This window comes from Clostridium sp. CM037, assembly GCF_055081095.1.
The window spans coordinates 1,448,295-1,462,155 of record NZ_CM143650.1 but is presented as its reverse complement, the minus strand read 5'-3'; the positions used below and the strand labels follow the sequence as shown (position 1 = coordinate 1,462,155).

Genomic DNA, 13,861 nt, shown 5'->3' with positions numbered 1-13,861 from the left:
ACTAGCACTCCTTTATTAATAATAAATGATATACACTTCCTGGGATATACAGACTTGATTTGTTAATAACCTCTTTAGAGGGTCTAAAATTAAAATAATCATTTTTGTCATTGAATCCAACAAATTTATCTTCTGAAAGTGTTAAATATTTTGGTTTAAACATTATAATATTATTACCACTTAATACATACGAATAAGCATCATCGGTTTTACCAATTATTTTTTCTATAAGAGTTGTTAATCCGGTTCCACCCATTCCGGATTTATAAGCTCTACTGGAAACATGATTTTGAAAAGCAGTAACTAGAAAGAAATCATCTTCATTATAACTTTCATCAAAAACCTTTTTATGAATTTCATAGGTTTTATATATTCTATTATATAAAAAATCTTCACCTTCGTATTTGTTTTCTTTTAGGTTATGCTTAATACGATCAAAAAGTTTATTCTCCGAAAAATTAATAACAGCTATATTTACAGATAAATATGTTTTATCTCCATGACATCTTTCTGATTCAACTTTATCTGAAATATCTATATCTATGAGGCAATCTCCATCTGTATGAGAACTGACATTGCAAAGCAACTCTGAGACAACTTCTGATATCCCATCAGTCCACTCCTCCTCTGCAGAATATCCTTTTAGAATAGCGGCTACTTCTGTACAGACTTGTGATGGCCATTCGTTATTCATTTGTAAATTTTCGTGTGTTATAAGCCTCCTATACACTTTAGTATCTGAGTAAAATGGTTTTTCATAAGTTTTTAAAAATATTTTTTTGTCAACTAACCCATTACTGTACATCGCCCTATATAATGCCGTTCCTACAAATCCAATATGATGTATGATTTTTTTATCCATTGACATGGATACTCCTATATTAAATCTAGTATTTTTTAATAAATCATACAACAACGCATCTAAAATTAAGTATGTAATTTTATCTGCAAATTCAACATTTCCAAGTTCAATGATTATTTTCCAACCTTTTATCCATTTAAATCCGTATAAAAATTTAATTCTACTTGCTAAATAAACCAATGTTTCACTATTAAATATTTTTCCTGTTAAATTTATTCTTATTGGTTTTTTATGGATATCAACTTTAATTGGAAGTATATAATTGTATATTAAGTTAATATTTTTCAATTTTCAAGTACCCTCCATAAATCATATTCTTGTATACCCTAAACCATTACTATAATATAGAGTTTTTGTGAATGCTTTGCAATAACCAAAACACTTCAGATTTGTCAGTTACAGTAGTTTCCTCTTCTGTCTTTATTCATTATAAATTACCAACATCTCTATTATTCTACGTTTATGTCTGTTTTCCTTTTAAAAAAAATAAAAAAGACCTGAAAACTAGTATTTAAACTAACATCAGGTCTTAAATATTATTGTGCTGCTGGTATTGTTGTAGCTCCATCTGTAATAGTCTTATTTTGTAGAATTGCATATGCTTGTAATTTGTTTAAAGAGTATTCAATGGCTCTTCTTACATCCTCTTCACTAATTAAAAATCTAAGCATTTTGGGAACTTTATTGTAAGCATTTTTAAAAACATAGTCAAACTTTTCGGGACCATTGTTGTATAAAAGTTCAGCATTTCCGATTAAATCGTAAATTCCAGTATAAATCTTTTGTTTGTTTTTAGATATAATTGCCTTCACCAATCCAAAAATTACAGCTAGTAAAGCAACTAAGACCCCGATATTATTTGTTAAAAATATTGTTATATTTGACATTTTTACATTCCTCCAGGAATTTATTTTTTAATATAAAAAGGTACCTGTTACGGTACCTTTAATTTTTATTATTATTTTATATAATCAGCAGAAACCCATCCGCCGTGATTCCCAAAATAAGTTTCGTAAAAATTGCCGACCTTCCTAGCTATTTGAACTTTATCACCTTTTTTATAGCTACCTATAACATTATAGCTTGTGCTTGCGCCACTCCGCACATTTAATACACTTGCAGTAACTATTCCATTTTTTTTAGTTGGTGCAGCTGGTGCAACTGCTTGGCCTGTTAATCCTGTTGCAATAGCATCAGCCATCTTGTCAGCATCAAATCTTTTCATGTCTGCGGAATTATCTATAAAACAACACTCTATTAGCATCGCAGTAGTTTTTGTATTCTTTATTACTGCTAAACCGCTACCATCCTTAATACCTCTATTTGTGTATCCCAGTCCACAGATATTATTTAATATTTTACGTGCTTGTGGTACTTCTTTTGCTCCATATGTAAATACCTCCGTACCATAAGCCGCGCCATTATAAGCGTTTAAATGTATGCAAATAAAGAAATCTAGCTTTTGTGCATTTGCTTTATTATATCTATAAGATAAAGATTGATTTACGCTACTAGACTGGTCTATAGCACAGTTTATAACATTGTGTCCTCTCTGTTTAAGCAATGCAATTACTTTATTACCAATTAGTCTAGTTAAGACCTCTTCTTTCTGTCCACATCCACTAGCCCCTATGTCGTACCCCCTCAAGCAATGTCCCATATCTACTCCAATATTTAATATATCCATTATTAATTCCTCCTCTTATTTTTTTAATTGTTCCAATGTATCTAATAATTTCTTAGGTACTGGAACGCCTATTTTGACCGCATTTTCCAGTAAACTTATACCCTCATTTGCTATATAAAAATAGCACACAAGTGTCCTGAACACCCATGTGCCATTATTTATTAATCTATCTAGTAGTACCGCAACTATTAAAACAACTAATATAGTAGCTTTCTTTAAAATTCCTCTTCTTCCTGTGTCGCTAGAAATTTTCTTTTGTATAAAAGCCCCCCAAACGCCCGTCATATAATCTAAAAATATAAATGATACAAGGACTATTAGACAAGTATCCCACCCGCCTAAAATATAAGTTAGGATCCCTCCTAAAATCGCTACTGTAGTATTAAATATTTCTTTTTCATTCATATTGCACCTCCTTTCATTTCTGCATTAAAAAAGACACCCTTTCGAGTGCCTTACTGCTTTATTCAGTTGGGATATTATCAATTATATCTAATTTTTCTAACTCGGTTATCCATTCTATTATTACCGCTTTTTCTAGCATTTCGATTGTGCATCTGCCCTCTAAATGTAATCTCTTTAAAGCATTAAACATATTAGTTACCCCCTAAGTTAGTTAAAATTAAAGAATCTACTATATCTTTCAATTCCTTTATTTCCATGTCTTTTTCTGTTTTAACAATTTCAATTTCGCTCGTTATTTTATCCTCTATTAAACTTTTTAAAAACGGACAGTTATTCATTATTGTATCAAAAGTATTCATTTTTAAGCCCTCCAAATATTTAGTATTTCGTTAATTTTCGCTTTTAAATCTGTAGTTGTTTCTGTTGTTAATAATTCAATTGATTTCATTCTTAACTCTCTATCTGCAATGCTTAACAAAGAGTTTGTAGTATAAGAATCTAGTTCCAATACATAAGTTTTAACTTCTCCTATACTGGCATTGTTGTCCGATATAGTCGCCCGAAAATTTATAGGTACAATATACTTAGTAGTAGGAGAAATCTCTCCTCCGTCCACGGATAACGTGCCATTTTCACAGCAAGATAAAGGTAAAGTTCCACTAGGTTCTAGGGGATTATTTCCTTCTATATTTAATATTTCCGTAATTGGATTTGCAAGTTTATAAAGCATTTTATAAGGTGTATACCCTTCAAATGGTGCGGTTGGCAATGTACTTGTTACTCCTATTGGATTAATTACACGCTTCCAGTTCTTAGGATTAAGACCATAGAATTTATATTTTTCGGTTAATTGGTCTGCGGTTAATGTATTAAAATTTGTTTCTATTTGAGAACCTGTAGGTAGTTCAAATATCCTAATATCCTTTAATTTAATTTTAGTGCCTTTAGTGCTATCGGCTCCAGTATAGATTACTGCTCCTAAGTCTAAATTGGTTGCATTAGAAGTACCTACAATCTTATTATTCCCAATAGTTTTAGGCAAATTGCCGAAAGCAAGTCCTCGGGTAGCAGAAGCAGAATTTAGTATACCATCAAGATTTGATGAAACGACATTATAAAGTAACCCATATTTAGTAAGGGGCTTAACTGTCATATCGTAAGGTGCACCGAGGGTATTGCCATTCGCAGTAAATTCTAATCCAGTACTATCACCAACAATGCCAACTGGTTTTGTCCACTCTGCCCACGTATTAGGATTATAAGGAACTAAGCTTGACAGGTAAGGGTAAAAACCGTCTGTGTGGCACATTTTCCACCCGTTTAAATATGCTTTAATTTCCGATGTTGTTGGTACGTAAAAATCTGAAAATCCACTATCGTTATTTGAAACACTCATATTAAGACCGTTAGTAGTTAATTGTGAGTTGTCAGATTCCCATGCCGTGTTTAAATGTTTCAATAATGTACCGTTATACTTAATAACAAAATCGCTTTGTGAAGCAAATTTACCAGTATGAACGGGCGGTAAATTTGTATAAAACGATTGAAAACCCTTGAAAGTTGTAGGGTTCGGACTCCAACCTAAACTACTATCTAAAGTAAGCCAATCGGATATATTTCTAGTAACTTGACCCTCTTTATATACATCTGCTGTGGTGCTAATTCGCTTAAGGGGTTTTTCTAATATTAACGTTCTCGCATCTTCTACATAAGGCACATAAGGTGTTGCTACTTTCCCTTCTTCAAGTTGAATACCTAATTTGTCGCCCCATTGAGGATTTGTTTGATAAAATCTAACATATTCACAATTTGCTAATGTAGTAAAAGGAACATCAGTGTTGCCTCCACGACCAATACAAACTTTCTTGTCATCATAAAAGAAAACAGCTAATCTTAAAAAGTTCCCATTTTTACTAAGGTAATAAGTTGTGTTAGGTTTCACCCCACAATAATTTTGAGTAGCCTTGTTGCCTGTTAAAGTATATACTAATTCACCTAAATCATTAGGATTTATACCTAAGTAGTGATCATCCAGTATGCCGCGGGGGTCAAATAAGTTCTTTCCTCTACTCAAAACATCTATTTTATGAACTTCCTTGCCACCAAAATTCTCACCTACGCTTTTATAACTGGGTTTAAAAGTCATTTCTAAACTTACATAATCTGTGTAAACTAGGGATTTTGTAATTCCGTCGGACGCATCTGTATAAGCTAAGAAGTGTAAAAATCCATTTACATCTATAGAATCAATATTATCCAGTCCGTAACTAGTACGAGTGGAGATTGATGCAGTATTCTCTACCATCATCGTCCAAATTGAACCTCCCCAAAATGTTAAATAAGCTTTATTACCGCTTGGAGAAAGCCCATAACCATACCATTTACCTACTGCTTTTACTACGTTAGCTTTTAACCATGCAATTTTACTTGATGTAGTTTGCGTTTCACTTGGAATTGCTCCGTACCTTTTTTCAAAGCTTTTTATTATATCGAAGGAAAATTGCATTTGTGGAATTGCTCCAAGCGATACAAGGGAAGCCACTTGTCTTACAGAGCCATCTAGTACACCTATATTAAGGTAATCAACAGATTCACCGACCAATGTTGGCGGTCTTAGAGAAGTAGCACTATCAGAATACCTTGCAAAATTAGGGTTTTCAAACATGCTCCCAACAGTTTTACCTTTGAAATCGCTTAAAATTCCATTCACATACATATCGCTTGTATTTCCTTCAATACTGTGGTTCACAATACCATTCACAACTGAATTAGACACGTCTACATCTGCGCCAGCATCATTCTTTCCAGTTCCTATACTGAACATCTTAGCAGTTTGATTCAACTCTACGGAATAAGAAGGTGCGGTTGTTAACTCAATTAACTCGTCTATTTCCGCAACATTTTTATTAATTTGACTTTGTAATTCAGCCGCGGGACTTTCTGCAATCATTACATTTTTATACGATTCATAGTCTTTTTTAATTACTCCAAATTCTGTCGACCTGTTTTTCTCATTTACATTAAAAAGGTTAGTTCTAGCGGTTTCATTCGTAGTAAATTCAGTTGACCTATTCTTTTCATTAGCATTAAAAAGGTTGGTTCTATCGGTTTCATTTCTTTTAAATTCTGCATGCCATTCAACTATTTTATTATTTATTTCTGATATGTAATTAATGCTTAATGCGCCTAAACTTGGGCTTGCTACAAAGGTAAAGGCTTCAGTAGATAGTAAATTATTACCTTCACTAAAAGATATTTCACACTTTACTAATCCAGCAATTGCAAGCGCTGGACATTCAAGCGTGCACTCAAAAATACCTTTTAATGGGTCTAAAATAACTACTCCTTTACTAAAATCTTGTATTACTATATTTTTGTCGCTTCTCAAAAATTCAAATTCTATATTTTGGCCTGTTATATCAACAACTTTTCCGTTATTTGTTAAGTTCATTTCTAACACACAAGTGCCTGTATCACCTTGCTTAAATCTAATATTACTTAAAATTTTACTCTTTAAATCGTATCTTACAATATAACGATTCTCCAATTTTTATCACTCCTTTGTATTATTTTTAGCATTGAAAAAGCACCCACTATTTAAGCAGATGCTACTGGATATTTATTTGCACTTTCTTGCCTTAAAGATAATACTGGTTCTTCCCCGCTCAAATCCATTTTAAAATTATTAGGATTTTGCAAGACATAATCATCATTTTCTAATATAATAAAGTCCCAAATTAGACTATAATCATCCGCATCAATTCCATACATTTTAAAATCTTGGATGCCGGACCCCATCCCTTTAATTTCTCCTGTGCTTTTAGAATAAAAAACCGTCATATTTGCTTCATGCTCTTCTATGCTATATCCCATTTATAAATTCCTCCTTTATGCAATAACCATATACATTATATTCATTTTGCCCCTCCAAAAAGGCGAACTTTCTGTTGCAGGATTTCTTACCATCACGGATGCTCTTAGTCCAATCCACGCTTCGTTTCTATTTTCATCTACAAATTCTACATTAGCAGAATACAACAAATCAGTCGCATTTTTGGGAAATACATTACCCGCCCACCATCCGACTTGATAATCTTTGCCACGGAATTCCTCCGGAAAATATATTCTAAGCGCATCTTGACTTTCTATATTACTTACACTTCCACGATATAATAAATAGTGATAATCTTTTCCACCATCTGCACTATTTTTGTGATATTTTAACCCTGTCGAATTTGGGTTAAACTCTGTATAAGACCCACCTTGACCTGTAAATCTTGCGTGTAAATTAGTGACTTCAAAGCAACTTGTTTTTAATTCATCAGCATTCGGTGTCCATGAAGAAGCTATCCCGCCCTCTTCTACTTGTACGCAATTTACAACCATCCAACTATCCCCTACGGAGGCGTACCCAAATCTTAATTGTATGTGTGTAACATTTGGGTCTGCAGAACTGGTATAAGGGATAGTGACTCTATGCCACTGATTATCTCCTATTAAATTTGGCGGGTTAATGGGAAATGTATACGGGCCGCCATTTATATAACCGAAAGAAGACCCTCCAGTTATTGCTCCAGCGCACTTATACCAGTAAGTAATAGTGTGCAAAGTGTTAGGGCGCATATATGCTCGTAAATTAGTAATTGCGTAGGCATCCCCATCCGGATTACGAATATACATGCACTTATCGCCTTTCAAAAGCGGTAAGCAATATGTGGGAGGTACACCCATCCGAGCTTCTGTGCCTACGCTGATTCCCTCGCAACTAGTTATCCCCATTTCGAAATTACTGTCTGTAAGCAAGTTAGCTCCACCAATTTCTCCTATATCTATATCGAATTTATCTCCATCAAACTTAACTCTACCTGCTAAATCAAACGTACCATTTTCCATGTTTATAAATGTTTTACCATTTTTAGATTTTATAGTGCCAGCCGTAATTTGCTCGCCATTAATTTCTAGGGCCGTAATAAATTTACCCACAATGGATCCATCCATAGTTATAGCAGTATCAAATGAACCAAAATAGCCAGTTGATGAGAAGCCCAAGCCATTTTTATTATATCTCCAAACATTGGTCATTGTGTTTATGTCTTTAGTGTCACCAATAATTATTTCATTTTCTTTTATTGTTACATGTGAATTTTTAAGGCCAGCCTTTATAAGGGTTGTCGCATTTTCTGTAGCTTTTTGCAATATACTTTCTGTACTATCCATAGATTCTAATTTATCTATAATTTGTTTCATGCTAAGCGACTCGGGCTCTATAAAGTTACTTAGCTTAATTTCCATTGTTCTCTGTGATAGTACATCATATCTTTTAACCATTGCCCTCACTTTTATGTCAACCTTTAACTTGGGTATATATACTTTTACGCTATCCCCTAAGTACACCCTTTCGGCAACAATGTAGTCCTTATACTCCTCTGTTTTCTCTAACTGTATAAAATTAATTTCATAACTCGCTTTAACTTTATCTATACAATTTTTGTCGTATTCCGCTTGTATCCTTCTGTCAAGTTCGACTTGCGCTTCTTCCAGTGTGTCATATCCTTCATCATCGTCTTCATTATTTTCATCCTTAACTTTAATATCCTCATACTTGATAATAGTTGTATAGACACGGTTATAATTATTAATAAGAGGACTATCTATGTAATTACCTAAAATTCCATCAAAACCTTGACCACGTGCCCTTGTAACGAGATTTTCTATATTAGAGCTGCATTCAAACCCCACAAGGTTTTTACCTTCTCTTATGGTAAGGCCTCTATCTGTGCCTATACGAGCATTAATATTTTCTATATAGGCACGTCTTAAAACTTCTCCTCCCCACCTATTTCGAAATGACTGGTCGCAATCATGAAGTGCTTCGTATAGATTCATCCGCATATAATAAGCGGTAGAAATTGCAGAAATATCTGAAATAACTTGTATCTCTTTAGTCCCTGTTGCATTAGCAGTTAAATAGCTACTAGCACTAGCACCACTCATTTTAGTAGGCCTTACATCCTCTAACCACAACGTTAATTCCTCTGCAATAGTTATCTGTCTTGCAACTATATCTATATATCTAGTGCCTACAGTAACCTTGCTAATCCTAAATACTTCTTCTCCATAATCCAACAATACTTTTAAGATTGCTTCTTCTTGCAATAAAGTCTGCAGACTATCCTCTATCAAAAAGGTACCATCCAAAATATAATTCCCTGTGCTTAGATCTTCTTCCGTATTACATTTAATGCAATAATTATCTAAACTTTTTCCGTTGCTCCCTAAAACTATGTCTTTAGTAGCATCGGAGGGGAAATACGCTACTTTTATTTGTTTTTTCATATCGCCCCGCCTTATTTGTATTTAGTAGTGTATTCTACTATTATTTTCGTAACATTATTTGTATAGGAAATTGTGTTTGTACCTTTTTCAAACACAGTGTAATCACCTAAAGTATCATCATCCTTAGAGGTTAAATCTGCATTTCTTACTTGCATTCGTTTGCTATCTATTTCTATATAATTATCTACATTTAATATCTGCATTGTTTCGCCATTAATTGTAATTTGGATATTTCCATTGCCATAAACCTTTATTAAGGATTCTGCTGGTGCATTTCCAATGTATTCAAAAGTATAATTATCAGTTGTTATTATATGCTCTATTTTTTCTAAATCTGATTTAAAAGGCTCGAATATAAAATCAACTGAAAAGTTTCCTATATTCTTAAATTCCTTCTGCAAATCTCCAAATATTATTTTTTTAACTATATAACACCTATCTGTTCTACCAAAAACAAACCTGTTATCTTCTATTTCAGTTAACCATTCGTATACTTTATCAAAATTAACTTCAATTTCTTCCGATAAAATAGTAAAATTAAAAGGAACTACCTTATTAGGATAAGTTCCTTTATTGATAAATAGTGTTCCATTTCTGCTCTCAACTGGCACTTCCTCATATTCCTCACTCGAAATCGGGATGGATGGATATTCTTCTAAGAATAAATTAAGATTAATACTGGTATTGTTATTAAAATATATTTCGCCTTCTTTTAGCACTTAATCACCTCCCGCGGTAATATCCTTCAAGTTCATTTTGATATGGAGCAACCGCTCTCGCAACCTCTCTTCCTTCAATGTAAACTGGGACATTTATTGTTGTATTGGTTTGCTTATTTGACATATCATCTGCCTTGGAGTTATCTTTATTGATAATATAATTATTACTTGCAACAACTTTTGCTGTAGTATTGGCGGTTTCATAATCAACTGTAGCTTGCATTTTAGCAGTTAAATCAGATAAGTTATTTTGCATCTTACTTTGTATATTTTCGGACTCATCTTCAAATCCCACGCCAACACCTTGTGCCATCATAGCACCTACTTGATCACGAAATACACGAGAAGGTGAATGAATGCCCAAGGCAGCCTTTGCTCCATTGACTATTCCACCAAAGAAATCGCCAACTTTACTAGCTAACCAACCTCCAAGACCTTGTATGCCGCTCCAAACTCCACGAACGATGTTACCGCCTATACTGGCCATTTTGCCTGGCAAACTATCGACTGCGCCCATTATATTGCTTACCATATTGGATCCCGCTTCATGAGCCTTAGAACCTAAATTGCTAGCAAATTGTGCCATCTTAGAAAGGGTATTCGCTAAGCAACTCCATACTTTGCCCGGTAACTGGCTAAAGAATGTAATTACTGCATTTATAGCCCGATTAGCAGCACTTGACATATTGCTGTACGTTTGAGAACCCCAGGCTACAATTTTAGAAATAGTATTAGCTAACCATGTATAAATCTTTCCCGGTAACTGACTAAAGAACGTAACAACCGCGGTTATTGCATTGCTAATCGTTGTTGACATATTGGCATATACTTGACTACCCCACGTTACTATTTTTGTATAAGCATTAACTAACCATGTCCATATCTTGCCTGGCAATTCGCTGAAAAATGTAACAACTGCATTTATCCATATCGGTACATTAGTTACTAGATAATTCCAAGTATCGATACCCCATTTAATTATAGTCCCTAGCGCAAACCCTAGCGCATATCCAAGTTTACCGGGAAGTTCATTGAAAAACGCAAATATACTTTCTATTATTTGTGGCACTGTAGTAGTTACCCACGTTATTACATTAGTTCCCCACTCGATTATTTTGTTTATAACGTCTGTAAATACTGTAGCCACTTTACCTGGTAACTCTGTGAAAAACGTAATTATATTATTAATTATCTGAGGTATCGTAGTAGTCACCCAATCTATCACGCTTGCACCCCAAGTTATAAATCCATCGTAAATGTTTGTAAAAAAAGCACCTATTTTACCAGGTAATTCACTTACTATTGCTATAAAACTATTAAAAGCCGCTGGTATTGTTTTTGTAAAAAAACCAATAATGCCATCCCATATTCCCACGAAAAAATCTGAAATAGATTTCCATATCCCTATAATTGCATTTCTAAATCCTTCGTTTGTTTTCCATAGATAAATTGTGGCTGCTACCAATGCGACTATAGCAACTAAAATAATTCCGATAAGATTGGCCTTCATCACAGCACTTAATGCCACTTGTGCCTTTGTCCATAAAGCTGTTGCTGCTGTTGCTAAAGTTATTTTACCTGTAAATAAAGCGACCAAAGTCTCCCAAATTGTAAATACTCCATTCATCACCCCTTGGGCTATCGTAGCCCCACCAGCCGACATTGAATATAGAGCCATGGCGAGCTTTGCTTGTTGCCATGACGCAATTACACCTGTTATTATCGCACCTACTTTGAATGCAATAATCGCTGCTGTTATACCACCGATTATTGTTGCTATCCCTATGCCATTATCCATGATCCATGCAAAAGCAGTAATAATTCTAGGTAACCACGTAACTACGCCCTCAGCAATGCATTTCATTAAATTAGCAAAACCCAATGCTATTTTATCAACACTATCCGCTAAGTCTCCACTGGTTAAACTTTTAGAAAGCTTAGACAAACTTACTATTGCTGTCTCAGCTGCATCTGTAAGAGGTTTTTTCATTTTTTCATATATTTGTATTCCAAGACCTTCTAAAGCACTTTTTAATAAAACAATTTTCCCTTGCAAATTATCATTCATAGTTTTGGCCATTTTTTCAGCTGCACCATCTGCGTTGTAAATAGAATCAGTTAACTTTTTATAATCCGCTGGACTTGCGTTGATGACACTCAACATACCTGCCAGAGATTCCTTACCAAATAATGTAGCTGCCGCATTTGCTTGTGTTGCTTTGTCCAACCCGCCCATTTTGGTTCTTAATTCATCCATTACGGTTTTTAATGGTTTCATTGTGCCGTCTACGTTGGTTAAACTTAACCCGTATTGGTCCATAACAGTTTTCATTTTGTCGGTTGGTTTAACCATATTTACTAAAGCAGTCTTTAAACTAGTCCCTGATTGCGAAGCTTTGATTCCACTGTTTGCCATTAAACCTAATGCTATAGACGTATCTTCTGCACTGTACCCTAGCGAACCCGCCAACGGTGCAACATATTTAAAAGATTCACCGAGCATTGCCACGTTGGTATTGGAATTAGAACTAGCTTGTGCCAATACATCTGCAAAATGTCCACTATCCTTTGCCTTCATTCCAAATGCGGTCAATGCATCTGTTACTATATCACTTACGGCCCCTAAATTTTCTCCACTCGCTGCGGCTAGATTCATTATGCCAGGCAAACCACTTAGCATGTCATTTGTTTTCCATCCAGCCATTGACATATATTTTAAGGCTTCTGCTGATTCTGTCGCACTAAACTTAGTAGTAGCCCCCATTTCTTTAGCTTTATTGCTTAATTTCACCATGTCTTCCGCACTAGCACCCGAGATTGCTTTTACTTTAGACATGCCAGCTTCAAAATCTGAGCCAACTTTTACTGCATACCCTCCAATGCCAAGAAGCGCCGTACCAACACCCGCGACTGCAAGTCCTACGCCTTTTAACGCAACTCCGGCAATACCACCTAACTTACCTAAGCCATTTTCAATTCCGTGTGAATCCAGTAAAGTATCAATTATTATTCTTCCATCGCTCATATGTTTATCACCTACCTTTTTTATAAAATAAAAAAAGCAGGCATTGGCTCACTACTTATCGTGTGGCTCTAAGCTCTGTCTTTTGTGTTTCTAATACAATTATTCTTTTACATCTTGGGCATTTTATTTCACCTTTTACATAAACAGCCCTAAGTAAAAGATGATTGCAATAAGGGCATTTTATATCCTCGATTTTAATCACCTTCTTTTTATTCAATAAAAAAGCACCTACATTTCTGTAAGTACTTATTTTTTTACATATTATTTTTGTAATTTAGGTTCCCGTTGTACTGTTTTAGCAATTGCATCAAACACATACCATTCTTTCTGAATTTCAACCTTACTCAATGGAGCAATCCCGATAGATATATCATAAATATCATAAATTCCGCCTAGATATTCCTTACTTCCACCTTTTACCGAACCATCTTGCATTTGTGCATTAGCATTAAATCGTCTTAAAATAGTATCTGAAAAATCAAGTGCTACATCATTATTTGTAGAATCTGCTAGAGCAGCTGTAAATGTTATTCTTTCATCTTCGACTTTTATATATATATTTTTTACATAATCAAAGTACTTTGGATTAGTTAATTCGGTTTTAGTATCTTCTATACATTTTTCCCAATCAACATTAAACTTAACTTTTTCGATATCCTTTTTTACAGCCACAACATTTCCTTTGTTTTCTGATTCACTATTTTCTTTTTTTCCTTTTTCATACCCGTTTTTAACTCCATCAGTAAATCCGCACCCTACAAAACTTAAAGATATAATTGCGCATAGAAAAACACCTATTAATTTCTTTTTCATAAAATAACCCCCTT

13 protein-coding genes are annotated in these 13,861 nt (G+C 34.2%); all 13 read right to left on the bottom strand.

The window, feature by feature from the left end:
- Nucleotide 1: 1 nt before the first annotated feature.
- Complete coding sequence (locus tag ACWJKP_RS06910; RefSeq protein ID WP_165411896.1) at nt 2–1,150, bottom strand: hypothetical protein; 1,149 nt, start codon at nt 1,148–1,150, stop codon at nt 2–4.
- 248 nt (nt 1,151–1,398) lie between these two features.
- The gene (locus ACWJKP_RS06905) at nt 1,399–1,749 is read right to left on the bottom strand and encodes a hypothetical protein (RefSeq protein WP_165411897.1); all 351 of its coding nucleotides are present in this window, start codon (nt 1,747–1,749) and stop codon (nt 1,399–1,401) included.
- A 71-nt stretch (nt 1,750–1,820) separates the two neighbouring features.
- Nucleotides 1,821–2,549, bottom strand: a complete 729-nt coding sequence (locus ACWJKP_RS06900; RefSeq protein ID WP_165411898.1) for an N-acetylmuramoyl-L-alanine amidase — start codon at nt 2,547–2,549, stop codon at nt 1,821–1,823.
- 15 nt (nt 2,550–2,564) lie between these two features.
- The gene (locus tag ACWJKP_RS06895; RefSeq protein WP_165411899.1) at nt 2,565–2,954 is read right to left on the bottom strand and encodes a phage holin family protein; all 390 of its coding nucleotides are present in this window, start codon (nt 2,952–2,954) and stop codon (nt 2,565–2,567) included.
- 58 nt (nt 2,955–3,012) lie between these two features.
- Entirely contained in the window at nt 3,013–3,144 is a 132-nt protein-coding gene (locus ACWJKP_RS06890) for an XkdX family protein (protein WP_165411900.1), read from the bottom strand.
- 1 nt (nt 3,145) lies between these two features.
- On the bottom strand, nt 3,146–3,313 hold the full coding sequence (locus ACWJKP_RS06885; protein ID WP_165411901.1) for a hypothetical protein: 168 nt from the start codon (nt 3,311–3,313) through the stop codon (nt 3,146–3,148).
- Between the two features lie 2 nt (nt 3,314–3,315).
- The gene (locus tag ACWJKP_RS06880; protein WP_462961471.1) at nt 3,316–6,501 is read right to left on the bottom strand and encodes a BppU family phage baseplate upper protein; all 3,186 of its coding nucleotides are present in this window, start codon (nt 6,499–6,501) and stop codon (nt 3,316–3,318) included.
- A 50-nt stretch (nt 6,502–6,551) separates the two neighbouring features.
- Nucleotides 6,552–6,827 (bottom strand): hypothetical protein, encoded by a 276-nt coding sequence (locus tag ACWJKP_RS06875; protein WP_165411903.1) that lies wholly within the window; start codon nt 6,825–6,827, stop codon nt 6,552–6,554.
- A gap of 15 nt (nt 6,828–6,842) precedes the next feature.
- On the bottom strand, nt 6,843–9,290 hold the full coding sequence (locus ACWJKP_RS06870) for a phage tail spike protein (protein ID WP_165411904.1): 2,448 nt from the start codon (nt 9,288–9,290) through the stop codon (nt 6,843–6,845).
- Between the two features lie 11 nt (nt 9,291–9,301).
- Complete coding sequence (locus tag ACWJKP_RS06865; protein WP_462961470.1) at nt 9,302–10,009, bottom strand: phage tail protein; 708 nt, start codon at nt 10,007–10,009, stop codon at nt 9,302–9,304.
- A 4-nt stretch (nt 10,010–10,013) separates the two neighbouring features.
- Nucleotides 10,014–13,034 (bottom strand): phage tail tape measure protein, encoded by a 3,021-nt coding sequence (locus tag ACWJKP_RS06860; protein ID WP_462961469.1) that lies wholly within the window; start codon nt 13,032–13,034, stop codon nt 10,014–10,016.
- A 55-nt stretch (nt 13,035–13,089) separates the two neighbouring features.
- On the bottom strand, nt 13,090–13,251 hold the full coding sequence (locus ACWJKP_RS06855; protein WP_165411907.1) for a Com family DNA-binding transcriptional regulator: 162 nt from the start codon (nt 13,249–13,251) through the stop codon (nt 13,090–13,092).
- A 44-nt stretch (nt 13,252–13,295) separates the two neighbouring features.
- Nucleotides 13,296–13,847, bottom strand: a complete 552-nt coding sequence (locus ACWJKP_RS06850) for a hypothetical protein (RefSeq protein WP_165411908.1) — start codon at nt 13,845–13,847, stop codon at nt 13,296–13,298.
- Between the last annotated feature and the right edge of the window lie 14 nt (nt 13,848–13,861).

Excerpts from the sequence above, each read along its gene's own strand:
- ACWJKP_RS06905 (WP_165411897.1), bottom strand. The coding sequence starts at position 1,749 with ATGTCAAATATAACAATATTTTTAACAAATAATATCGGGGTCTTAGTT.
- ACWJKP_RS06900 (WP_165411898.1), bottom strand. The coding sequence starts at position 2,549 with ATGGATATATTAAATATTGGAGTAGATATGGGACATTGCTTGAGGGGG.
- ACWJKP_RS06885 (WP_165411901.1), bottom strand. The coding sequence starts at position 3,313 with ATGAATACTTTTGATACAATAATGAATAACTGTCCGTTTTTAAAAAGT.
- ACWJKP_RS06870 (WP_165411904.1), bottom strand. The coding sequence starts at position 9,290 with ATGAAAAAACAAATAAAAGTAGCGTATTTCCCCTCCGATGCTACTAAA.
- ACWJKP_RS06850 (WP_165411908.1), bottom strand. The coding sequence starts at position 13,847 with ATGAAAAAGAAATTAATAGGTGTTTTTCTATGCGCAATTATATCTTTA.
- ACWJKP_RS06860 (WP_462961469.1), bottom strand. The coding sequence starts at position 13,034 with ATGAGCGATGGAAGAATAATAATTGATACTTTACTGGATTCACACGGA.
- ACWJKP_RS06890 (WP_165411900.1), bottom strand. The coding sequence starts at position 3,144 with ATGTTTAATGCTTTAAAGAGATTACATTTAGAGGGCAGATGCACAATC.
- ACWJKP_RS06875 (WP_165411903.1), bottom strand. The coding sequence starts at position 6,827 with ATGGGATATAGCATAGAAGAGCATGAAGCAAATATGACGGTTTTTTAT.
- ACWJKP_RS06895 (WP_165411899.1), bottom strand. The coding sequence starts at position 2,954 with ATGAATGAAAAAGAAATATTTAATACTACAGTAGCGATTTTAGGAGGG.